At 70.0% G+C, this 21,655-nt stretch carries 20 protein-coding genes; 7 read left to right on the top strand and 13 right to left on the bottom strand.

The window, feature by feature from the left end; all coding sequences use genetic code 11:
• Positions 1–146 precede the first annotated feature (146 nt).
• Positions 147–1,136, bottom strand: coding sequence for an ornithine cyclodeaminase family protein (locus tag AB0F13_RS20735; RefSeq protein ID WP_362084121.1), 990 nt, complete (start codon positions 1,134–1,136; stop codon positions 147–149).
• Positions 1,137–1,528: 392 nt separating this feature from the next.
• Complete coding sequence (locus tag AB0F13_RS20730) at positions 1,529–1,681, bottom strand: hypothetical protein (RefSeq protein ID WP_362084118.1); 153 nt, start codon at positions 1,679–1,681, stop codon at positions 1,529–1,531.
• A gap of 86 nt (positions 1,682–1,767) precedes the next feature.
• Between AB0F13_RS20730 and AB0F13_RS20725 the strand changes: the two genes are divergently transcribed.
• On the top strand, positions 1,768–2,007 hold the full coding sequence (locus tag AB0F13_RS20725) for a hypothetical protein (protein ID WP_362084115.1): 240 nt from the start codon (positions 1,768–1,770) through the stop codon (positions 2,005–2,007).
• 223 nt (positions 2,008–2,230) lie between these two features.
• On the opposite strand, the gene AB0F13_RS20720 is transcribed toward AB0F13_RS20725, so the two are convergent.
• The 3 genes from AB0F13_RS20720 to AB0F13_RS20710 form a co-directional block, all read right to left on the bottom strand.
• A complete protein-coding gene (locus AB0F13_RS20720) occupies positions 2,231–3,094 on the bottom strand; it encodes a hypothetical protein (RefSeq protein WP_362084112.1) in 864 nt (287 codons plus the stop codon).
• Between the two features lie 199 nt (positions 3,095–3,293).
• On the bottom strand, positions 3,294–4,280 hold the full coding sequence (locus AB0F13_RS20715) for an NAD-dependent epimerase/dehydratase family protein (protein WP_362084425.1): 987 nt from the start codon (positions 4,278–4,280) through the stop codon (positions 3,294–3,296).
• Positions 4,281–4,721: 441 nt separating this feature from the next.
• On the bottom strand, positions 4,722–5,675 hold the full coding sequence (locus AB0F13_RS20710; protein ID WP_362084109.1) for a zinc metalloprotease: 954 nt from the start codon (positions 5,673–5,675) through the stop codon (positions 4,722–4,724).
• A gap of 230 nt (positions 5,676–5,905) precedes the next feature.
• Here AB0F13_RS20710 and AB0F13_RS20705 point away from each other — a divergent pair, with 230 nt between their 5' ends.
• From AB0F13_RS20705 to AB0F13_RS20695, 3 genes are all read left to right on the top strand, one after another.
• On the top strand, positions 5,906–6,229 hold the full coding sequence (locus tag AB0F13_RS20705) for a hypothetical protein (protein ID WP_362084106.1): 324 nt from the start codon (positions 5,906–5,908) through the stop codon (positions 6,227–6,229).
• A gap of 198 nt (positions 6,230–6,427) precedes the next feature.
• On the top strand, positions 6,428–8,806 hold the full coding sequence (locus AB0F13_RS20700) for a protein kinase (RefSeq protein WP_362084103.1): 2,379 nt from the start codon (positions 6,428–6,430) through the stop codon (positions 8,804–8,806).
• Between the two features lie 197 nt (positions 8,807–9,003).
• On the top strand, positions 9,004–9,732 hold the full coding sequence (locus AB0F13_RS20695) for a tyrosine-protein phosphatase (protein ID WP_362084100.1): 729 nt from the start codon (positions 9,004–9,006) through the stop codon (positions 9,730–9,732).
• A 571-nt stretch (positions 9,733–10,303) separates the two neighbouring features.
• Here the strand turns inward: AB0F13_RS20695 and AB0F13_RS20690 are convergent.
• The 5 genes from AB0F13_RS20690 to AB0F13_RS20670 form a co-directional block, all read right to left on the bottom strand.
• Entirely contained in the window at positions 10,304–10,669 is a 366-nt protein-coding gene (locus tag AB0F13_RS20690) for a DUF488 family protein (RefSeq protein ID WP_362084097.1), read from the bottom strand.
• A gap of 925 nt (positions 10,670–11,594) precedes the next feature.
• On the bottom strand, positions 11,595–12,626 hold the full coding sequence (locus tag AB0F13_RS20685; protein ID WP_362084094.1) for a lytic polysaccharide monooxygenase: 1,032 nt from the start codon (positions 12,624–12,626) through the stop codon (positions 11,595–11,597).
• Positions 12,627–12,933: 307 nt separating this feature from the next.
• Complete coding sequence (locus tag AB0F13_RS20680) at positions 12,934–13,389, bottom strand: hypothetical protein (RefSeq protein ID WP_362084091.1); 456 nt, start codon at positions 13,387–13,389, stop codon at positions 12,934–12,936.
• A 313-nt stretch (positions 13,390–13,702) separates the two neighbouring features.
• Complete coding sequence (locus AB0F13_RS20675; RefSeq protein ID WP_362084089.1) at positions 13,703–14,842, bottom strand: MFS transporter; 1,140 nt, start codon at positions 14,840–14,842, stop codon at positions 13,703–13,705.
• A 56-nt stretch (positions 14,843–14,898) separates the two neighbouring features.
• On the bottom strand, positions 14,899–16,311 hold the full coding sequence (locus AB0F13_RS20670) for an FAD-dependent monooxygenase (protein WP_362084086.1): 1,413 nt from the start codon (positions 16,309–16,311) through the stop codon (positions 14,899–14,901).
• 247 nt (positions 16,312–16,558) lie between these two features.
• Here AB0F13_RS20670 and AB0F13_RS20665 point away from each other — a divergent pair, with 247 nt between their 5' ends.
• A complete protein-coding gene (locus tag AB0F13_RS20665; protein ID WP_362084083.1) occupies positions 16,559–17,410 on the top strand; it encodes a hypothetical protein in 852 nt (283 codons plus the stop codon).
• A gap of 71 nt (positions 17,411–17,481) precedes the next feature.
• Positions 17,482–18,048, top strand: coding sequence for a hypothetical protein (locus AB0F13_RS20660; RefSeq protein ID WP_362084080.1), 567 nt, complete (start codon positions 17,482–17,484; stop codon positions 18,046–18,048).
• 89 nt (positions 18,049–18,137) lie between these two features.
• Here AB0F13_RS20660 and AB0F13_RS20655 read toward each other — a convergent pair whose 3' ends face one another.
• Together AB0F13_RS20655 and AB0F13_RS20650 are read right to left on the bottom strand one after the other, a co-directional pair.
• Positions 18,138–19,427, bottom strand: coding sequence for a hypothetical protein (locus AB0F13_RS20655; RefSeq protein WP_362084077.1), 1,290 nt, complete (start codon positions 19,425–19,427; stop codon positions 18,138–18,140).
• A gap of 4 nt (positions 19,428–19,431) precedes the next feature.
• Positions 19,432–20,271, bottom strand: a complete 840-nt coding sequence (locus tag AB0F13_RS20650; protein ID WP_362084074.1) for an alpha/beta fold hydrolase — start codon at positions 20,269–20,271, stop codon at positions 19,432–19,434.
• 254 nt (positions 20,272–20,525) lie between these two features.
• On the opposite strand from AB0F13_RS20650, the gene AB0F13_RS20645 reads away from it, so the two are divergent.
• Positions 20,526–21,056 (top strand): hypothetical protein, encoded by a 531-nt coding sequence (locus AB0F13_RS20645; protein WP_362084071.1) that lies wholly within the window; start codon positions 20,526–20,528, stop codon positions 21,054–21,056.
• 96 nt (positions 21,057–21,152) lie between these two features.
• On the opposite strand, the gene AB0F13_RS20640 is transcribed toward AB0F13_RS20645, so the two are convergent.
• Complete coding sequence (locus AB0F13_RS20640; protein WP_362084069.1) at positions 21,153–21,596, bottom strand: MarR family winged helix-turn-helix transcriptional regulator; 444 nt, start codon at positions 21,594–21,596, stop codon at positions 21,153–21,155.
• Positions 21,597–21,655: the final 59 nt, after the last annotated feature.

Below are 21,655 nucleotides of genomic sequence, written 5' to 3'. Positions count from 1 at the left end.
ACAGCCGGGGTCTGGAACCCCTCGTCCGCGGCATCACGTTCACCGCCCCCGGCGCCAGGCGTGCGTGGGCGGTCCAGGGGAAGGGCATCCAGCAGTACTTTGCTCTTCCGCAGCTGCGCTTCCTCAGCCGAACGGCGCCTCCGGCATCACCGCAACGTGATCTCCTCGCCGATTGTCCGCTCGCGGGCAGCGGTGACGACCAGGGCCGCAGCTACTGCGTCCTGCACTGCCACACCCACCGACTTGTACAGGGTGATCTGGTCGGGCGAGGTGCGGCCCGGTTTCGTGCCGGAGATGATTTCGCCCAGCTCGGCGTGCACGTGCTCGGCCGTGATGAGGCCGTCGCGGATCGGGCTCAGCAGGTCGTTGCTGCCGGCGGGAAAAGGGGCCAGCGCGGCCTGGCGGGATTCGACGCACACCAGGGCCCGGGTGATCGTGGCGTCGTCGATCTCGCGGCCTGCCGGGTTGTACCCCACCGAAGTGATGTGCACCCCGGATGCCAGCCAGGGGTGCCGGATCACAGGTTCGGGGGAGTGGGTGGTCGCGGCGGCGATGTCCGAGCCGTCGAGCGCCTCGGCGTAGGTGGGCACCGCACGGACGTCGGGCTCCAGAACGGACGACAGCTCTTCGGCCAGGGCGGCCGCTTTGGCCGGATCCCGGCCGGCCACCCGGATCTGCCGGATCGGACGGACCCGGCAGATCGCGCGGGCGTGGGACCGGGCCTGTACACCCGTGCCCAGGACCGCCAGCACCGTGGCGTCCTCGCGCGCCAGCAGCCGCACGGACAATGCGGAGCAGGCGGCGGTCCGCGCCGCGGTGATGGCCGTACCGTCCAGTAACGCCGCGGGCTCGCCGGTGACCGGGTCGAACACCACGATGAGCGCTTGGTGGGTCGGCAGCGGTGTCCCTGCGTTGTGCGGGAAGAGGGACACCAGTTTGCTCATCAGTACGGCGGCCGACGGCACATAGCCGGGCATGGCCGCCAGGAGCCCCTCCCGTTCGGGCACCAGTGCGGCGACGCGGTCGGGGGCCGAGGCGCGGCCCGCGCTGAGATCGGCCATAGCCGTGGCCAGGGCATCGATCAGCGCGTCCAGGTCGAGCAGGGCTTCGACCTGCGAGCGCCCGAGAACCAGCATCCGCCGTACCTTTCCGAAGGCCGTCGTCCGGTGGACGGCCGACTGGTTGAAACTTTGCCCCGCGGCCTCTTCGCCGTCGGCTGCGGGATGTTGCTCTCTTCTGAGCACATGAGCACATGCGCACGTTCATTCGTACACGCCTGAGCGCAGCCGGATGCGGCGCATGCACAATGTCGAGTCGTTCTGCGGCGATTGTCAGGGCCCGCTCAGGGCCCGCGGCTCCAGGCGAAGATCCCGAACTCGCACGCCGACACCGGCAGGCCGCCATGGAGGTCGCCATGGAGGTCGCCACGTTCTGCCCACCGTCCCCCGCGAAGCACACGACCCGCTGGAGCAGCACCACGCACCCTCACCGGCTCGGCCTCCCTCGCACCCGCACCCGGGACAAGCGCTCACGACCAGATGCCGGGCCCGCCTCCACGCCAGTCGATCACGTCCGGATCGTCGAGCCGCACATCATCACCACTGATCCCGGCCCGCACGAGAAACTCCAGCAGATCGACCACCCCGTACGCCACGCCCAGTACCTCCGCACCGATGCTCACCCTACGGCCGCCCGACGGCGCCGGCGGGTGTACCACGATCCGCGGAAGTCCGGACACATATCCAGCCTGCGCCCGGAACGCCTCGGATGCATCCGGACCAGGCGCCAAGCGGTCATCACGACGGCCGGTCGGTACCGGCGCCCGCCCTGGGCCGCCCCAGGCAGCTGGGCCGCCCCAGGCAGAGCGAGGACTTCCGCCGGTGGTGGGCCGAGCACCCTGTCCAGAACAAGACCTCCGGCATCAAACGGTTCCGCTACCCGGTCGTCGGCGACCTGGAGCTCACTTACGAGACCCTGCGGGCCGTGGACGATCGGGCCAGGCCCTGATCACCTACGCCGCCGCATCCCACTTCCCCCTGCCACGACGCCCTGCACATGCTGCCGGCCCGGGCCGCCCCGACCTTCACCACTGCCCCCGCACACCGCTGCCCGCCGGCGGCAGGGGCGCGACGGCTGAGAGGGAGTTCAGTACCGTTTCGGGCTGCCGCGAGAGTTCTCGGCCGGAGGCCTTGCGCGGCCTTGCCGGGGCCGGCGGGTCAGTCATTACGGCCTACGGGTTGGTGGTCACCTCGAAGCCCGCGCCGTAGACGTCGTGGGCGGGTTCGGCTGCCTCGCGAGCCCGCAGATCGGCGAGGATGTTCGCCGAGCTGGTGTACGCGAAGGGCGGCAACTCCAGGGTCACCGCCTTGGTAATGCCGGCCCAGGGGCCCGAGGCCTGGAAGCCGTTGCCCGTGGACGGGAGTTCGCTGCCCGGTACGTGCCAAATCACCGGCCCTCCCGAGTCACCCGCCTTGTTTGGGGCCGGCGCCCGGTAGACGCCGTTGGAGTTACTCATGACGGTTCCGTACCACACGCCCGTCTGGCCCGACGTGATGATCTCGTTCTTGCCGGTGGCGAGCAGCCGCTCGTTGTCGAGCGCGGGGTTCAGGGCGTTCGGGCTGACCCGGCCACCGGGGACCTTCAGCTCGCCGGTCTGCTTCAGGTAGGGCCCCTGCGCGGAGAGCGTCACCTGCGGGACCAGCTCGATGACCATGTAATCCTTGGTCAGGTGGCCCGTCTGTGAACCCTCGGGGTCCTTGAAGTACCGCACGTGGCCAATCGGGCCGAACGCAACGTCCTTCCGGTCGTAGATGGGGGCGATGTTCTCGTGGATGTCGCGGTCCGCGTACTCCGGGGAGCGAAGGCAGTGGCCCGCCGAAATGGCTATTTTGCGCTGGTGATCGTCCGTGCCCACCGCCCCGAGCGTGCAGAAGGCGTTGGGCGTGTCCGGGCTGAAGATGATCTGCATACCGTTGTGGACGCGCTTCCCCGGATCGGCCGGGGTCAGCTGGGCAGCGGCAGCCTGTGCGGTACCCACGCCCAACACTCCGGCGAGCGTCAGGGCCAAGGTGAGGGCCCTTAATCTCTTGATCATGCAAGGTTCCCATCTGTCGGGTGCGAGAGTGCCTTGAGTGCCCTGAGTTGGGCAAGTGGCCCATGATGACAGCGGTGTCGCCCTGCAGTCGATCCTCAACCAGCCGCAACTCGCCTCATAATTGGCCAATTTGCCTACGCGCCGCCGCAGGTCATCCCTGAACGCCGCCGGCATCAGCCGAGCGCATCAGCCGAGCGCATCAGCCGAGAGCATCGAGCAGTTCGCGCTCGCGCTGGGCACTGAGGCCGGCACGCCTTGTCCGGTCCAAGCCCTGCGCGCGTTCCCAGAGCAGGGTGTCGGCCAGCAGTTCCGCCCGGGGGCGGTGCCGCAGCCCCGCGGCACGCGCCGCGGAGCCGTTCCGGGCCGACCACCCTTGCCAGCCCGGCTCGACCAGCCACATCGGCAGCGACTCGGGCCCCATGTACTCGGCCACGCCGTTCGCGAGCAGCCATGCAGAGTCGACGGTGGCCACCGGCCCGGTGTGCCCGCCGACGGCGCGGGACAGCTCGATCCAGTCTTCGAAGGGAACAACCGGGCCGACCGCGTTGTACGTGCCGGTGGTCCCCGCCTCCGCGGCGTCGAGCAGCCAGGTGGTGAGGTCCCTGACGTCTACCACCTGTGTCGGCAAGGCCGGCGAATTCGGCACCAGCATCCGCCCCTGCGGATCCCTTGCGGCACGAGCCACCCAGTAGCCGGAGCGGCCGCTGTGATCTCCGGGGCCGCCGATGAGACCGGCGCGCACGATGACGAGCCGGTCGCCCACGGCGTCCGTCGACGCCTGCTCGCAGGCAACCTTCGCCTCGCCGTACAACTCACGGTCGACCTCGCTGCGATCGGCCGGAGGAAGGAGCGCAGCGGACTCGTCCGCGTCCAGCGCGGCGTGTGAGGCATAGGCGCTGACCGAGGAGATGTAGGCCCAGTGCTTCGCCCTGTCACCCAGCGCGTCGAGGGCCTCACGAACGAAGCCGGGCTGCCAGGACACCTCGATGACCGCATCCCATACGCGGTCGAGCAGCGGTTCGTATGCCGAAGGATCGCGCCGGTCGGCAGGCACCAGCACCGCTCCGTCCGCCACTTCTCCGCTCTCGCCGCGAGCGAGGCACGTCACCCGATGGCCACGCTCGATCGCCTGCCTCGACAGTTCCCGACCTACCCACGCTGTGCCGCCCAGAACGAGGATTTCCATCCCGGCACTCAAGCACCATACGCACCGAGCACCAATGTGGTTCGCGGAGAGCGGATCCCCGGCCCGGAGCCGCAAGGGTGCCCCCGGTTTGACCTTGACGATGCCCGGCAGTTCGTCGAACCACGACTTCACGTGGCTGTACGCGGGTTCGACCAGGAAACGAAACGGGGACGGTGCCCTGGCCGCCGATGCGGCAAAGTGGGCCAACGGTAGGGCAGATGGACGATCGGGGGCCCGTACGCCGTGGGCGTGCAGACGGTGTACGAGCGCGTCCCGCCACACCGGCCGGGACCGCTTCACGCCGGTCGCGCCCCGGCCCACGGCGACGCGCCCCGGCCCACGGCGACGCGCCCCGGCCCACGGCGACGGCACGCCGATGGCCGATGGCCGATCGCCGATCGCCGAACGCCGAGTGTCAGAGAGCCGGCTCCCGCTCCTCCCTCAGACGGACGCCAGCTGGCGTGTGAACGGCAGGCGCGCGTTGTCGAGCACGGCGTCCATACGGGCGACCTGGCCTTCGGTGAACATGAACATGGCCGCGTCGTCGGTGTAGTCCATGTAGTTCATGAACATGTCGCCGTCCGGACCGTTGAGACATGTCACGCGGGGGAATCGGGGGGACCCGGTATTGGGGCCGCCCTGGTTGGGAGTATCGGCGACGAAATCGCTCCCCGAGCAGCCCTGGTCGTCGTCGCCCCAGATATGCCGAAGGTTTAGCCAGTGACCGATTTCGTGCGTGGCCGTGCGGCCGCCGTTGAAGGGCGCGGTAGCCGTACCGTTGGTGCCGAACGCGGTGTAGGCGATGACCACACCGTCCGTGGCCGCGGCACCTCCCGGAAACTGCGCATAACCCAGGAGACCGCCGCGCAGCTGACAGACCCAGAGGTTGAGGTAGCTGTTCGACGGCCAGGCGTCATGGCCGCCGTCCGAAGTGAATTTGACCGTGTCATCAGTGCTGAAGCTCGGGATCGATGTCGGCGTGCGGGTGATACCGCTCGTGGGACTCCCGAGCGCGTCTGTTTGGGCGAGATGGAACTCGACGCGGGCATCAGCTGCCAGCGACTGCCATACCGCGGGTACTCGGCTGACGTCCGGGTTCTTCTTCCGGAAATCCCGGTTGAGGACGTCGATCTGACTGGCTATCTGGTCGTCGCTGATGTTCTGCGCGGGGGCGTTGTGCACGACGTGCACGACGACGGGGACATCGGTCACCCCCTGCCTGGCCACCGCCTCACGCCTTTGTTCGTAGGCGAACGCATGGTTCTCGATCAGCGTGCGATTCTCCGAGTATTCGGGGTTCTCGTCCAGGAGCCTGCGGTGGACCTCCATCGCGCCGCACCAGCGGCTGTAGTCGGAAGGGGAGGTGGTGCGAAGGCCGGGTTGCATACCAGGCATGCTGCGCCTCCTTCGAAATGTCGGCGGAATGCCGCTCGCGCGGCTCAGCAGCTCGGACTGTGAGGAGGGAAAGCCGTGAGAGAGAAAACGCACAGCTTGAGAGGGGAAACGCACCCTTCGAACGTGCGATGCGCTCGGCCCGAAAACCCATACACTTTAAGGGTAGGCTTACCTCAAGTTACCGGGCAAGTCTGGTTGGTTGCGGGTGATAACGGAAATGGTGCCGGATCATGGGTGAACCTTCCTCCAGCCTCTTCCAGAGCTGGGTGCACTCCTTTGAGGAAGATGCCGACGGCGCGGCGGTGTACCGGCCCGCCGACTACCCGTTCCCGCCCGCCCGGGGACGCCGCGGACTGGAGTTCGCCCGGGACGGCACGTTCATCGACCACCCCATCGGACGCGGCGACGCCCCCGATACGGTGCCCGGTCATTGGCAGCTCGCGGAAGGCCGCCTTCTGACCGTGTCGTTTCCCGCTGCTGAACGTCCGGACCGCAGGTGGGAGATCCTGCACTGCGACGAGCATGTCTTGAAGATCCGCCCGGCGCCGGATTAGTGGTGTGGACCCCCTCGGCATCGACGGCATGCCACGTCGGACGCCACAACACAGCTGCCCCACGATCAAGCGTGGGTCGTGGGTCGTGAGTCGTGGGTCATAGGTCATGGGTGAGAGAGCCAGCCGTCACCTGGTCACGGGCGGCCCAACGGCTGTGAGCACGGACCGGCGGGGCGGCGGCTTGGGTATGTTGTCCCGGTGCGGCAGATCGGGGAGTTCACCCTGGAACGGCGGCTGGGGGCCGGCGGGATGGGGGTGGTGTACCTGGCGTGCAGCCCTGCGGGGCGCCAGGTGGCGCTGAAGGTGATCCGCCCCGAGTACGCCGACGACCCGCACTTCCGGGCCCGGTTCCGGCGCGAGGTGGCGGCGGCCCGGAAGGTCAGCGGCGCGTTCACGGCGTCCGTGGTGGACGCGGCGCCGGACGGCGATCCGCCCTGGCTGGCCACCCAGTACGTACCCGGCGAGTCGCTGGCCGCGCGGGTGCGGACCGGCGGCCCGCTTCCCGTGGCGGACATCGCCCGGCTGGCCGGCCAGCTGGCGGAGGCCCTGCGCGACATTCACCGGCAGGGGATCGTGCACCGGGACCTGAAGCCGGGCAACGTCCTGCTGGCCGACGACGGCGCCCGGGTGATCGACTTCGGCATCGCCAAGGCCGTGGCGGAGAGCCGGGCACTGACGCGCAGCGGCAGCATGATCGGCACCCCGGCGTTCATGGCGCCCGAGCAGATGAACGGGCCGCATGGCATCTCCCCGGCGACGGACGTGTTCGCGCTGGGTTCCGTGCTGGCCTTCGCGGCCATCGGCCGCAGCCCCTTCCAGGATCCCGGGGCGGCGGGCGCGGAGCCGATCGCGGCCGCCTTCGCCGTGGTCCACAAGGAGCCCGACCTGACCGGCGTGCCCGGCCCATTGCGTGGGCTGATCACCCGCTGCCTGGCCAAGGACCCCGGCCGGCGGCCCTGCCTGGACGAGGTGCTGCGCCTGGCCGCCCGGGCCGGGGAGGGCGCGTGCGACCCCGGCCCGCCGCGCCGGGCGCGCGGCGGGCGGCGCGGTACGGCGCTGGCTGCCGGGCTGGCCCTGCTCGCAGCCCTGGTGGCCCAGGGCGACGCGCCGCGGTCTGCCGTGTCGCAGGGGGACACCGGCTGCGCCGACGGCCTGCGGAGCATCGGAAAGGGCCGAACGCGCACCTGCGTCGGCCTGCTGGCCGGCACCTCATCGCCGCCGGGCTCCGCAGGCTCCTCGCGTTCGTCCAGGACCCACGGCACCCCGGGCAGCAACCTGGTGCCGGTGCTGGAGCGGATCTACGCGGAGAACCGGCGTGTCGTCAAGGCAGCCGCCGAGCAGGGCGGGCGGCCGTTCGCGTCCATCGTGTACTTGACGCCGATCACCGCCGAGTACGACGGCACCAGCATGATGGAGAGCGTCCGGCACGACCTGGAGGGCGCGTATCTCGCCCAGCACCGGGCCAACCGCGACCCGGCCTCCAAGGCCAAAGCACACATCAGGCTGCTGTTCGCCCAGACCGGCGGCACCGCCGAGCAGCGGCAGTACACGGTCGGACAGGTGCTCGGCCGCCAGCGCGCCGAACGGATCGTGGCCGCAGTCGGCCTGGGCGGCAGCACGGCCTCCAGCCAGGACATGATCGGCGAGTTGACGGCCGGCGGCCTGCCCGCGTTCGGCTCGGTGCTCACCGCCGACTCCTGGGCGGGCACCCCCGGCCTGGTGCGGGTCGCACCCGCCAATGCCGACCAGGCCGCCGCGGCCGTGCGGTTCCTGTCGACGGGCGAACACGCCGCCGCCCGTGTCCTGCTCGTGCAGGACGTCGCCGCGGGGGACCAGTACACCAGCACCCTGGCCACGCAGTTCCGCGCCCGCGTGCCGGCCGACCGTCTGGTCGGCGGCGAGCCGAAACTGTTCGACTCCTCGCAGCCCGGCCAGGCCGACACCTTCCGCGCCCAGCTCGCCGAGCTGTGCGCCGCGGGGCCCGACGTCGTCTACTTCGCGGGCCGTGGCACCTCACTGCCCGCCTTCCTGACCGCGCTCGCCGACCGCCCGTGCCGGGACCGCCCGCTGACTGTGCTCTCGGGAGATGACACCACGCAGGTCACGCGCACCGACGGCTTCGGTCCCAAGGAGCTGGCCGTGATGCTGCGCACGGGCCGGATCGACCTCGTCTACACCGGGCTGGCCCACCCGGGTGCCTGGGAGGCGGCCCCCGAGGCGTTCGCCCCGGAGGCCGTCGCCCCGTTCCGCAACGGCACTTTCGCCGCAGCCTTCCCGGACAGTGACCTGGAGGACGGTCGGGCGATCATGATGTACGACGCCCTGCTGACCGCCACTCGGGCCATCGGGAACACCCCGGCGGTGTCCGACCCCACCGCCACCGACGTCTACCGGACGCTGTCCGTGCTGCGCGAGGGAAAGGGGCTGCCGGGCGCGAGCGGCTGGATCACCATCGGCGGCGACGGCGGCCCGCAGGACAAGGCCATTCCCGTCGTCCGGATCGAGCCCGGCGGCCGGACCACCACCATCGTGGTCACCTCGGCCGACGGCACCCCCTACGTCCCGGCCACGGTGTGATGCGGGTGTCGTGGTGGTGGGTGGGGGCGGGGGCCGGAGGGTGGGGCGATCGCGAGGCGCCTGCCAAGGTGATGAACGGTCGCCGCCTTGGCTTGCCGCGAATCCGGCCGCCTCTCCTGCCACGCCCGCCGGCCCTGCACGGACGGCTGCCCGGGCTCCCCTGCCGAGGCTGGTACGGCTTACATAAGGTGACCCGCATGAGGAGACACATCGCGTTCGAACGTCTGCACAACTTCCGTGATCTGGGCGGCTATCGGACCGCTGACGGCCGCACCGTGCGCTGGGGCCGGCTGTTCCGCTCCGACTCGCTGGGCAAGCTGCAGGGCCAGGACCGGGACCGCTTCCTCGCCCTGGGCATCCGCACCGTGATCGACCTTCGGTATCCCTGGGAGATCGAACGCAGCGGACGTGTCCCGCACCACCAGGGGCTGGCCTACCACAATCTGAGCACCGAGCACCGGCCGTACGACCAGGCGGGCCTGGACCCGGACGTCGAGCCCGCGCGTTTCCTGGCCGACAAGTACAGCGAGGTCGCCCACGACGGCGTCAAGGAGCTCCGGCGCGCGCTGGAGATCATCGCCGAGGACACCGCTCCCCTGGTCTTCCACTGTCACTCCGGCAAGGACCGCACCGGCCTGCTGGCCATGCTCGTCCTCGCCCTGATCGGGGTGCACCAGGACGACATCGTCGCCGATTTCACTCTGACCGGGCTGGCCACGGAGCGCCTGGTCGCCGAGTGGCACGCCGATCACCCCGACCTGACCCTCAAGTGGCCCGCCTACGGCCGCGCCCCCGCTGGGATCATGCGGCTCTTCCTGGCCGACGTGATCACGCGGTACGGGTCGGTGCACGGCTACGCCGCCGAGCGGCTCGGTGTCGACGATGACCTGGTGGCGGCACTTCGCAGGCAGCTACTGCAGCCCTGAGCCCGTCCCCGTCGCCGCTGGATTGCTGCCGACCCGGCAGCATGACCGCGAAGCTCATCAGCTTCGGCAGGTCAGGCTCCGCCCACTGGTGGGTGGGCGGAGCATGTCGTTCTACCGTCCTGTGTCGTTCGACGGGCCGTGTACCGGCTCCGGCCGTCGGACAGGTAAAAGGACAGCCAGGGTGGTTCGCGCTTCCCGCCTCAGTGCCCTTCGCCTTGAGAACGTCGCGGTAAGCGCGAGAACTGAGACCGTCCCCGGATACAGGGCGACACTGAACGCAGACAGAAGCCCGATGCTCATCGGGCACGCACCTTTCTCCCCCGGCTAGGGTGCACCTGGTCACCGGACCAGGTAACGTTCTGCGTTTTCATCATACTCAGACCGTCAACGCCCGTGCAGTGCCTGTTCGTTGCCGGGGCGCCAGGTCGCCAGGTCGCCGAACCGCACTGGACGCGGGCTGACGGCTCAAGTTGAAGCCATGGGCATCGCCGGGGGCGGACAGCATCACCGTTGCAGGCTTCCGGCTCCTCCACCGGCCTGAGCTCGGGGCAGGCCGCCGCCGCGCCAGCCGTCACCCCTGTGTCAGCTCCGCCCGCAGCACGGCCGCCGCGCTGATCTCGCAGTCCCTGGTGGCGGTCAGCAGGGTGAGGGGCCCGTGCCGGGCCACCTCGTGCAGGTGCCGCAGGGCCTGCGCATGCGTCGCGTCGCGCAGTTCGGCGCGGTAGCGGCGGCCGAACTCCTCGAACAGGGCCGGATCGTGCCCGTACCACTTCCGCAGCTCGGTGGAGGGCGCGACGTCCTTGCACCACTCGTCGAGGGCGGCCGCGTCCTTGCGCAGGCCCCGCGGCCAGACCCGGTCGACCAGCACCCGGCTGCCGTCCGCCTCCTCGACCGGGTCGTAGACCCTTCGCACCCGTACCCGCCGTGACTGCCCCATGGCCCCATCGTCGGCCCCGTACGCCGGGAACGCACCCGGAACGCCGCCGGGGACCCCCGGCCGCCAAGCCGCGCAGACCCGGCCGGGGGACCCCCTCGCGGCAGCCACGGGCGCGCGGACGACGTCGCCGCCGGTGCCCGTGCCCGGCACCGTGGGGCAAACGGGCAGCACCGCGCAGGTTCCCTCGCTGACCACGACGGAACGGGCGGTATCGAGCCTTCTCCGGGAGCAGGGCGTGGAGGCTGTATCCGGACACCTGCCGGGCGAAGCGGCCGAGTTCCTGCGGAACGTCGCGAGATGCCGGTCGCGCAGCCGGCGCAGCCGCAGGTCGATGCCGGTGTCACCGCTGCTACCGCGGGTGGCGCTGAGCGTACGGCCGTCGGCGAGCAGGGAGGTTGAGACCCTCGGTGACGTCCGCAGTGGTGCCCCAGGCCACGGAGTGCGGGCCGGCGGCCGCACTGACTCCGTGGCCGCCAACCTTGTGGCCGCAGCGACGCGGGCCATCCGCACCGCCGGTCACGGTGCTGTGCTGGACGCGACCCGGCTGGAGCCCGGTACCGATGTCACCACCGTCTCCACCACCCGGATCCGCGCGGCCGTCGAGCGGCTTCTCACCGTCGGCCAGTGGCCGCAGGGCGGCCCCGAGGCCCCGGTGGTGCCGGACGCCGGACAGAAGCTGCCCCGCATCGCCCGCCTGCTGTCCACTCCGCCAGCGCAGTTCCGGGCCGCCTCCGCGCCGACCGCGTCATGCATGGGCGAGGCGCGGGCCTTGGCGCAGGCGGCCGGCGAGCAGCATCCGGCCGGCGTGACGTTCGTGTTCCACTGCCCCGCCCGGCGCGGTGAAGGACCGTTCGGCGGCCGGGTACCGGTCTCGCCCTCCGTCCGACGGACGTCGGTTCGGCACAGGGCCGGCCGCCGGTCTGTCTCAGGCGCGGTTCCGGGCGGAGCGCCGTCGCATCGCCAGGAACAGGATGGCGGAACCGGCTGCCAGGACCCCGGCGCCCCCGACGGTCAGCATCGCCGTACTGCTGTCGCCGCCGGTCTCGGCGAGGCGCCCGCCCTGGGCGGCCGGGGCGTTGGCGGCCTTCGCCGCGGAGTGGGGCTCGTGCCCATCCTTGAGGTGCCCGTCCTCGCCCTGTCCGCCCTCGGCGGGCGCGCTCTTGCCGTGTCCTGCCTCGCCGGATCCGCCTTCTCCGGGTCCGTCACCGCCGTGTCCGCCGTGGTCGACCGTCGACTTGCCGGCCTCCTCGGCGATCTGCTCGTCGCTGGGAGCGGACGCGGCAGGTGCCAGCGCCTGGGCGGCCGGCGTCTTCCCGCCGAAGTCCACGTCGGAGCAGGTGTAGAAGGCCTCAGGGCTGTCCGAGCGCTGCCAGACGCTGTAGATCAGGTGACGGCCGGACCTCTTCGGGACAGTGCCGTCGAAGACGTAGCTCCCCTCCTTCAGCGTGGGGTTGGTGACCTTGGCGAACGGTTTCGCTTCCAGGTCCGCCCATTTCAGCGGCTTCCTCGGGTCGTAACCGTCCTTCGTGATGTACAGCTCGAACGTGCCGCGGTGCGGAGCGGTCGCCCGGTACCGGAGAGTGTGCCTGCCCGAAGCCAGTTTCGTCGCCGGCCAGTCGGCGCGCGGCAGGTCCAGTCCCTTGTACTTGTCGCGTCCGGCGCTGCACAGCTTGCCGTCCGGGATGATCTGGCGGTGGCGTCCGGCGGCGTCGCCGATGTTGACCTCGTTCCAGTCGTAGAGCGGCTGGGTGCCGCCGACGGCGACCATCGCCTTGCACGCAGCCGAGTCCGGGCTCTCCGGCCCTTCGGCGAAGCAGGCGGACACCCGGCTGACCGGGTCCGTCAGAGAGCCGTGCGCCACGGCCGTACCGGCGGCCGGTGCGGTGAGCGCCAGTGGCACGAGCCCGAGTACGCAGAGCCTGGCGGCGATTCGTGCGGTGGTGCGGCGGGTACGCATGGGGGGTTCTCCTTCGTGGTGGGTATGCCGGGGCAGGCCGAGTCGGCCCTGGCAGGCGACACGACGGCAGCTCTACCGCGCTCGGCGACGAGCTGCTCGTCGCGCTGTGAAGCGCGTCAGCCCTGGAGGGTTGCGAGGGCTGCGATTGCCTTGGGGAACGCGAACTCCTGCTGCAGGCTCGAGCGGCAGGCGGCGGAAGCGAAGTTCTGCATCTGCTGGGCCACTGGGCTGGAGCCTGGGCCGGTCACTCTTGCCCCACTTGGGGTGCGACCGACTCCGGAGGTGATGAATGCCGGATCGACGTTCCTCAGGCGCGCCTTCTCGGCGGTGTCCAGCAGGTCGTACGAGGGTGGAGGACGGTGCAGACGTACGGGGAGAAGGCGGCGCTCCTGCCGCTCGGAGCCGGCGAGGTCGCGGCCGGCTGCGGCTGCGACGGCTCGGACGTCGGCTTGGGGGTCGGGCCGGACGCCGGCTCAGCGGTCTGCGGGCCGGGGGAGTTGCCCAGCGAACACTTGCCGTTGTCGACGACCCAGGGCGTCCGGCACCTCCGGCACGTCCGGCACGTCCAGCCCGGCAGCTCCTTGGCCGAGTCGTTGGTGGCCACGAACTGCCCGGTGTAACCGCCGGTCCAGGCACTGGTCAGGGAAGAGGTCGCGCCGGCCGGCGCGACGCTCGCCGTGCCGGTGAGCGTGAACGCGGCGCCCGTCGCAAGCGTCACGGCGATGCCGATACCGATACCGATCAACTTTGCCTTGCGGCTCACTCGTCGACGGGGGTGGGAAGGAACCCATCGCGTACCTGCCTGTCATCTGTTGGGGGGTGACGCGGCAGTACGCTAGCGAGAACGAATCGGGCCAATCGCCGAATCGTGAGCCCGGCCCGACTATTTATGGCGGGCTTAAGAAACGCATGAGTGACGGTTAAAGAAGCGGGGCTCGGCCAGGGAGAAGCGGACGGGCGGGGCTGGGCGGTCCGGGAGCCGGTCAGCGTCCGACTCGGCCCCGTGGCCGAAGGCCGGCTGCCGGTGACAGCTGCTGTGACGTCGGGGAACGGCGAGGCGAGCTTGTCGCTGGTTCTCACCAGCGGGCGAAGGCCGCCATTGCGGTGACGAGCGCGATGAGTGACAGTGCCGTGTGAACACCGGGCATCTGCGGTGGCCCGTGGGCGAACGACAGACCTCTCGTGGCGGAAAGTGCGGTTCCCGCGAGCACGGGCCCCAAGGCGCCTCCCAGCATGGCGAAGGTGGTGGCCATCGCGGTCGCCCGGGAAGTGTGGTGTTCGGTGCTGTGCAGGACAACCGTGGTCATGGCTGCTCCGTTGGCCAGGCCCAGGCCGCAGCCCACCAGTGAGCACGCACAGCTCAGCAGCCAGAGCGGAGTGGGGTGGCGGTAACCGGTGGCGGCTACGAGCAGACCGGCCGCGATGCACAGCAGACCGGCCCGTATCAGAGTCGGCCCCTGGCCCAGTGCCGCGCGTGCGGCGGCCGGCCGGCCGGTGAGAACGGCAGGAAGCGTGGCGGGCGAAGCGGCCAGCGCGGCCTGGAAGGGGGTGAGCGAGTGCGTGTGGGAGAGATAGCAGTAGCTGAGGAAATGGAAAGCGGAGTTCGCGGTGAACAGTATGAGCAGGCCACACAGTGCGCGGCGTGCGGGAGCCCGGCGCAGAAGTCCTGGGCCGGGCGACGGATGAGGATCGCACCGGGTCCGCCGGACGTCGGCCGGCAGACCAAGAGAGCAGCAGACCGTGACAGCGGCAAGAACAGCGAGAGCACCGAAAATGCCGCGCCAACCGAGCGTGCTCGCGAGGCAGCCGCCCAGAAGAGGCCCTAGGCAGGAGGCGAAGGCGGCTGTGGAGACCCATCCGGCGACAGCGCGTGCCTCGTTCCCCGAATCGCGGCGCAGGTTCAGCAGGAGGGCGAGGCTGACGGGGGAGAGAGCCGATCCGCCCGATCCTTGCAACAGGCGGGCGAAGATCAGGCAGGAGGCGCTGACCGCGGTGGCGGCCAGTAAGCTCCCGGCGCCGAAGACGGTCACTGCGGCAAGCAGGACGCGACGCGGGCCGATGCGGTCGGCGAGCCGGCCCGCCCCCAGGTGCAAGGCACCGGCGGACAGTTGATATCCGGCGGCGAACCACTGGGCTTGGCCCGGACCCATGTGCAGGGCGCGCGAAGTCACCGGTACGGCCGCCATGGGGGCGGCGATGGCCAGAGCCCCGCTCACCAATGCCAGGTGGCAGGCGATCAGGGCCGCCTGCGGTGCCGGGACGGAGCCGCGAATCAGAGGAGATGCCCGTCGGGCCGGACGATGCAGGGGCGTCGGCACGCTTCGGACCGGGCGGTCACCATCGGGTGGCTCATCCCTGTGGCCCGGGGGTCCGGGGTGCCGCAGGCAGGGGTGAGGTGGACGTGGTGGCCGGGGCGCAGCGCTTCGAAGAGACGGCCGGGGGCGCCCTGGACGGGCACTCCGCTCAGCGGCAGGTCGGGCACGCGCTGTCCGCTGTGGAGCCGGCCGTTCGCCTGCGCGGGCGGCTGGGACAGTCCTGCCAGGATGGCGGCGAGGCGGCGTCGCACGGTCGGCAGCCGGGCTGCGGGGAAGGCGACGGCGCGTACGGCATGGGCCCACCAGGAGGGAGCCGCGTTGAAGTGGAGCATGGCGCCGGTCAGACGGAGTACTCTCACGGCGGCCTGGCGTCGTTCGTCGGCATAGACGTCGAGTAAGGGATCGTGCCGAGGGTCCGTGGCAGCCAGAGCGAGACGCCATCCCAGGTTCATGGCATCGGCGATTCCGGTATTGAGCCCTTGGCCTCCGGTAGGCGGGTGGACATGGGCGGCATCGCCCGCCAGGACGACGCGATGATGACGGTATCGGGTCGCGTGGCGGCGCTCGCATCGATACCGGCTGATCCATTGGACATCACGCAGGGTGAGGTCGCTTCCCGTTATGAGGCGAAGCAGAGCTGCGGCCCGGTCGGTGCCGGCGGCCGGTTCGGCGCCTTTCGTCCCGGACGGGCGATAGTCGTAGAGGATCACGCGCCAGCGTCCGTCGCCGAACGGCAGCAGAATGGCCATGCCGTCGCGCCCGCACCAGCTCCAGGGCTGCTGCGGATCGAGTTCCAGCCGTGCGTCGATGGAGGTGACGTCGTAGGGGTACACGGAACGGGAGGCCGGGATCCCCGCGATCCGGCGCACGATGCTACGGGCGCCATCGCACCCGGCCACATAGGCGGCGCGAAGCCGGCGGACTCGCCCCGCGTGGTGCACTGTCAGCACGGTGCTGCCGGGTTCGTGGCGCACTCCGGTGACCTCCGCTCCTCGTACGAGGAGGGCCCCGTTCGCACGGGCGTGCGCCTCCAGCACGGATTCCGTCCGGTACTGCGGCAGGGCAAGAGCGTAGGCGAACGGGCTGTCCAGGATGGAGAACGGCGCTCGGGCGCGCACGGTACCCAAGGGGTAGTGCCCATAGCGGTGCCCGGCGGCGACAATGGGATCGGCAATGCCGCGCATGTCGAAGTATTCCAATGTGCGGGCGTGCAGAACCAACGCCCGTGTCGCCTGATCGGTGTGCGCGTCACGTTCCAGAACCACACAACCGACACCGCGAAGAGAGATCTCGCCCGCCAGCTGCAGACCTACGGGACCCGCTCCGACAATGGCCACCTGGACGGAGTCGGGCAGGACGCTGCATCGCATGAGGCCTTGCACTCTCCGTCCGCACAGGACATTCGGAACCCCGGCCACGGGCCAGACTGGCATCCGGCAACTCCCCTGTCCATACGCCCGGTTCGGCTGGTCTCCGTAAACCTGAAGGCGGCATTCGCTTGATGTCGTGCGGTACGACAATCGGACTTTCATGAGGCGTATTGACCGGTGGGAGGGTGGCTGTGAGTGTGTGGAAGGCATGCTCGTGCCGGTCTCGCGGTCAGCTGAACGGAGAAGGATGGGACACACCATCGGGGGCCACACCTACGGAGAATCGGGGATCGAATTCCTGCTGGTGGACAGGGACCGGCCTGAGCAGAGGGTCCGCAGGCTCCGTGTCGACGTCCGGTTCCTCGCAGACCTCCCGGAGGTGTACCAGGACGGCGACAACGCGAGGCTGCTGCCGACGGGTGCGATCGACAACACCGTGCTGGCGTTCGGGGCGCTGCACACCGCGGCCGAACCCGAGACCTACGCGCTGGCGCTGGCCGAGCGGTTCCTCGCGGCGGCTCCGCCCGTAACGACCGTCGACCTGCACCTCTCCTCCTCGGACCTGACCCCGGTGGCAGCCGGTGAACCGCGGGTCGGCGTACGGCACTTCACCGCCGCTCCGCTCACGCGGGACCACGCCCACGTCACTCTCTCCCGAGAGGGCGAAGTCGCGCTGCGCGGCGGCCTGAAAGACATCGAGCTGTTTGTGACCGCCGGGGCGACATTCATGGGATTCGCGCGCGACGAGTACACCACCACCCAGGTCTTCACCGACCGCGTCTTCGGCGCACGACTGGACGTGACCTGGCGGCTCGCCGAGAGGGACGGAGATTTCCGGGACTGCCGGGACCGGGCTCGCCAAGCGGTCGCCGAAGCCTTCGCCGGGCACACCAGCCGGTCCAGCCAGCACACCTTCCATCACCTGGGATCCGCGGTCCTCGACTCCTGCCCCGAAGTCACGGAAGTGCGCGTGGAGGGCGCCCATTTGACGCGCTCCCTCGTCGATCTCAGCCCTTTCGGAATGGCGAACGACGGCCGCGTCTACTCGGCGGTGGACTCACAACGCAGCACCGTCTCAGTAGTCGTGGTCCGCACCTGAAAACCATCCGGAAACGACGCTTCCCAGCCGTGCTCGGAAATTCAAGCTGCCCAAGAAAGGAAGGCATCCTGGTGACCACGGTGAAACCCCGAAGAGTTCGTACCATTGCCTGCGCCGCCGCTCTCCTCACCGTCGCGGCAGCGCTCTCCCCGGCGGCCAACGCCGCCGACGGCTCCACCGTCCTCATGACATGCGCGGGAACCGTCGCCGCCACCTACTCGCCGGGGCTGACCTACACGCCCAAGCCCACCGCGATCAGCTCGCATGCCGTCATCGGCTGTCCCCTTCCGATCGGCTCCAGGGCTGCGACCGCCACCTTCGGAGGACGCTCGAACGGCACGCTCTCCTGTCTGGCCGGCCCCGCCAGCGGCACTCTGACCTTCCACTGGGACGAGAACAGGGCATTCCACGGCGACAAGAGGGAAACCTCCACCGCCTCCATCACCAGCATCGTCACTCTGCGCCCCAACGGAAACATGGTCACAGCCAGCACCGGCACCATCACGTCCGGGAGATTTGCCGGAGCCACTGTCGTCACTGAAGTCACCCTGCCTGCCTCCAGCGCCACCGCGTGCCTGACCTCCCAGGGCCTCACATCGGCATCCGGCCCCACGACCGTCACTATCGCGCGACTGTGACCGGCTCATGGCGGTAGTCCTTCCGCCATCGGCCACTGGCGAGGCGCCGGTCCCTGTGACGTCTGCCATGGGCCGGCGTGGCCCCGGGACTACTCGCCTGTCTCCGGTGCGGGGACAGGCGGGGTGGCGAAGATCCTGGCCAACACCGAGGAAATCGGGTCGCCGTCGAGGACGTCCCGCAGTTCCTCGACGCCTTGCAGTCGCTGCGCCGGGGAGAGGGAGACGTAGCGCTCGATCCGTTCGTTGAGGGTCTGCCGGAATCTGGCGTAGAGCTCGTCGTCTTCGTGGATTCGGCCGGCGATCTCGACGAGGGCCGCGGTTCCGGCGAAGTCGTCCTCGGGTACCCGGTGATGCGGCAGGACGTCTGCGAACCGGCCTGCCATCCGTCCGAAGAGCGTGGCGTCGAGGCGCTGCACGGTGAAGACGTGTGCGTAGTGCTGCTCGTGGAGGGCCAGGGGCAGCTGTCCGAGCGCCACCGACTCGTGGAGCGCTGTGAGCCCGGGGGCGAGCAGGTAGTGGGGTGTGCTCGCCACCTGACGCAGCAGTTCGCGCTGGGGCAGGAAGCGGCAGTCGGCCTGCCGGCCGGCGACGGAAACGGTCTGCTCCCGGTGTCCGCCGAAGGGGCCGCCGCAGACCAGGACGCGTGGGAACCGGCGCCAGTCACGCAGCAGATCCGCGACCCACCGGTGGAGCAGCCGCATGTAGGCGTTGTTGACGTCGAAGTCCAGGAGGAAGTTCTTGAAGCCGCCGACGTTGATCAGCAGGTCGTATTCCGGTTCTGCGTCATGCGGGAGGTTCCGCAGGCCTTCGACGTCGATGACCGAGCCCGCCACGTGCATCACAGGGCCGACGCCTCGGGCGAGTTCGACGAGTTCGGCCATGCGTTGCGTGACTCCTGGAAAGTTCTGAATCACGCTGTGCGTGGCGAGAAGGTGGGCCGCGAGGACCCGCTCGTGCGGTGAGAGCGCGCTCAAGTGCCGGTCGGCGGCAGCGAAGGAGGAGCGCGGCATGCTCTCGCACAGGTCGCGGATCCGGGCGAGCGGACGTCCGGACTTCCAGAAGCTCAAGAGGCTGTCCACGATGACCACCGGTCGGCCCGCCACCACGGACCGCACGACCAGATCGGCGTCCATGACCGAGACGACCTGGTCGCTCGTCTTCAACAGGTCGTCGATCGCCGGCGACTCGGTCCCGGCGCTCTCGTGGATGCCGTGGGTCTCGCGGATGTCGTCGAAGGCGTCCGCGTTGCGGCGGGCGAAGGCCGCCGCAACGCCGTCGCCCACGAATATCCGCTCATGGCCGAAGAGCAGCCGCGAGACCGCGACGAGTTCGGCTGCCGGACCGAAGCCGCAGTTCTGGGCTCCCATCACGATGCGCATGGCGTCAGCCCCCGTCGGGTGGTGCGTGCCGAATCGTCGCTGCGGCAGGAGCGGCGGCCAGTACTTCGACGAGCCGCCGGGCGAAGCCGGCCGGGTATTTCGCGTAGCCGGCGTGACCGCCCGGGAACTCCGCCAGTTCGTTGCCGAGCCGCTCCGCGAGGACGATTGCCGGCCGGCGGATGAGGTGCGTACGTGAGTCGCGGCCGCCTGCCACGACGACTCGTTCCGCCACTGCCGTGAGCGCGGTGAGGTCGGGTACGAAGCGCGTGGACGGCCGGACCACGTGGGCCAGGAAGAACGCGCTGTTGTCGTGCGCCTCCGGCAGCAGCGGCGCGGGCCGGCCGCCGAAGAGGGGCTGCAGCTTCTGCAGAGCCGGCGCGATGCCCTCGCGGCGGAACGCCTCGTAGACGTCGTCGAAGAACGCCAGGTGATGTCCGGCGTCCGGGAGCAGTCCCATCGCGGGAGGTTCGTGCGTGACCACCGACCGCACCCGGTCCTGATGGTGCACGGCGAGGTCGAGCGCGACGAGCCCGCCCGAGCAGCTGCCGAAGACCTGCGCCGGCTCGTCTGCCGTGGCCAGGTGGTTCAACAGGCGGTACGCGTCGTCGGCGTGCACCTCGATCCGTTGATCCGTCGGCGGACCGTCGAGCGGACTGCGCGAGTTGCCTCGCGGATCGTAGGAGACGACGCGATGGTCCGCGGCGAGGACGGCCGCCAACCGCTCGAAGACTGCCGCGTCGGAATTGCCGCCGGGGATGAGCAACAAGAGCGGCCCGGCGCCGCGTACTTCGAAGTGAAGCCTCGCACCTGGTACCGCCAGAGTGCCGATCTCCAGGGCGTCCATCACACTCCAGGGCCAGAGGTCGAGCGACGTCGAAGGGCCACCACAACACTACTTACGGCAAGGCCTTCGGAGAACAAGCCCTGCCCATCCGGGAGCCCCGGTGGGGCGGTTCCCGCAGCGACAGGGCGTGTCCTGGCCCACGCGCGCCTCGGCGAGACCGTACATGCCCTCTCGTCACCCCTGCGAGCCTGTCTCACAGGCAGGCAAGCAGGGCATCGCACTCCTCACGCCGACCACCGCGAAGGAGACCGATCATGGCCATCAGCAGATCATGGATGCGTGCCGTGGCCCTGGCAGCCGTCACCGCGCTCGGCACGACGGTGCCGGCCACGGGTTCGGCCGACGCACACTCACCTGCGCACGTCCAATGCCAGGGAACCGAGACCGTCACCTACCGCCCGGGAGTCACCCTCGCGGCTCGGAACATCGAGATCACGACCGAGGGCCGGTTCAGCTCCTGCATCGACAGCACGGGCAAGGTGACGAGCGGTTCGTACGGGGAGCGGTTCACCATCTTCGCCGGCTGCAACGACCTCCTCGACGGATTCGAGGACCGGCGGACCATCAAGTGGAGCACCGGCGACACCAGCGTCATCAAGGCCACCGGCAGCAGCACAGCCGTGGCCGGCCAGGTCGTCACGACGCTCACCGGCACTGTCACACAAGGCCGTTTCCGGGGACGGACCGCGGTGCAGATCATTACGCTTCCTCAGCCGGGCGTGCTGCAGTGCCTCAGCACCGGATTCACCGGCGCGACCGGCGTGACAACACTCACGATCACCTGAGCTCGTACTTCAACCAGTGGGAGCCCGTGAAAAGACACGGGAAGAGGGCCCCAAGGCGCAGGGTTGCTGTGCTGCGCAGGTCATCGGCGGTCGGCGTCATTCCGGGCTCGGGGAGGGCGGCCGGCCCCACGGTGCCTCCAGTGCCGTCCGGAGGGCGTCGACCGTTTCCCGGCTGATTCGCTGGGCGAGCTGCTCCTCCAGCCGTTCAAGGATCAGACCGGCTTGACGGTGCGCGCGTTCTCCGTCCCGGGTGCGGCGGATCAGCCGCTGCCGGGCGGAGGCGGGATCGGGGATTTGTTCGAGCAGCCCGGCGGCGACCAGGCCGTGTACGGCCTGGTGTGCGGTCTGCCGGGTGACGGCCATGCGCCGTGCCAGCTCGGACACCGTGGTGCCCTGGTCGTCCAGCACGGCGAAGAGCTGTGCCTGCGTCGGGGACACCGGCGTGGCTCCGGCTGCCTCCAGGGCTGCAAGCAGCCCTTCTTCGAACCAGCGCCGGGCGTCACCGAGCAACTGGGGGAGGTTGCGGCGGATGGGCTGCATCTGTTCCTCACGATGGCAGAAGCGGGGTCGGGCTCATATCCAGCGGCTTGCTTGCCGGC

This window comes from Streptomyces sp. NPDC026206, assembly GCF_040638465.1.
Classification (GTDB): domain Bacteria; phylum Actinomycetota; class Actinomycetes; order Streptomycetales; family Streptomycetaceae; genus Streptomyces.
This window is presented reverse-complemented; position numbering and strand designations above follow the sequence as displayed.

What these genes read in the sequence shown, in the direction of transcription:
- AB0F13_RS20640 (WP_362084069.1), bottom strand. Translation starts at nt 21,596, where the DNA reads ATGCAGCCCATCCGCCGCAACCTCCCCCAGTTGCTCGGTGACGCCCGG.
- AB0F13_RS20725 (WP_362084115.1), top strand. Translation starts at nt 1,768, where the DNA reads ATGCATCCGGACCAGGCGCCAAGCGGTCATCACGACGGCCGGTCGGTA.
- AB0F13_RS20735 (WP_362084121.1), bottom strand. Translation starts at nt 1,136, where the DNA reads ATGCTGGTTCTCGGGCGCTCGCAGGTCGAAGCCCTGCTCGACCTGGAC.
- AB0F13_RS20685 (WP_362084094.1), bottom strand. Translation starts at nt 12,626, where the DNA reads ATGCGTACCCGCCGCACCACCGCACGAATCGCCGCCAGGCTCTGCGTA.
- AB0F13_RS20695 (WP_362084100.1), top strand. Translation starts at nt 9,004, where the DNA reads ATGAGGAGACACATCGCGTTCGAACGTCTGCACAACTTCCGTGATCTG.
- AB0F13_RS20645 (WP_362084071.1), top strand. Translation starts at nt 20,526, where the DNA reads ATGGCCATCAGCAGATCATGGATGCGTGCCGTGGCCCTGGCAGCCGTC.
- AB0F13_RS20710 (WP_362084109.1), bottom strand. Translation starts at nt 5,675, where the DNA reads ATGCCTGGTATGCAACCCGGCCTTCGCACCACCTCCCCTTCCGACTAC.
- AB0F13_RS20650 (WP_362084074.1), bottom strand. Translation starts at nt 20,271, where the DNA reads ATGGACGCCCTGGAGATCGGCACTCTGGCGGTACCAGGTGCGAGGCTT.
- AB0F13_RS20720 (WP_362084112.1), bottom strand. Translation starts at nt 3,094, where the DNA reads ATGATCAAGAGATTAAGGGCCCTCACCTTGGCCCTGACGCTCGCCGGA.
- AB0F13_RS20655 (WP_362084077.1), bottom strand. Translation starts at nt 19,427, where the DNA reads ATGCGCATCGTGATGGGAGCCCAGAACTGCGGCTTCGGTCCGGCAGCC.
- AB0F13_RS20670 (WP_362084086.1), bottom strand. Translation starts at nt 16,311, where the DNA reads ATGCGATGCAGCGTCCTGCCCGACTCCGTCCAGGTGGCCATTGTCGGA.
- AB0F13_RS20715 (WP_362084425.1), bottom strand. Translation starts at nt 4,280, where the DNA reads ATGGAAATCCTCGTTCTGGGCGGCACAGCGTGGGTAGGTCGGGAACTG.
- AB0F13_RS20705 (WP_362084106.1), top strand. Translation starts at nt 5,906, where the DNA reads ATGGGTGAACCTTCCTCCAGCCTCTTCCAGAGCTGGGTGCACTCCTTT.
- AB0F13_RS20665 (WP_362084083.1), top strand. Translation starts at nt 16,559, where the DNA reads ATGGGACACACCATCGGGGGCCACACCTACGGAGAATCGGGGATCGAA.
- AB0F13_RS20690 (WP_362084097.1), bottom strand. Translation starts at nt 10,669, where the DNA reads ATGGGGCAGTCACGGCGGGTACGGGTGCGAAGGGTCTACGACCCGGTC.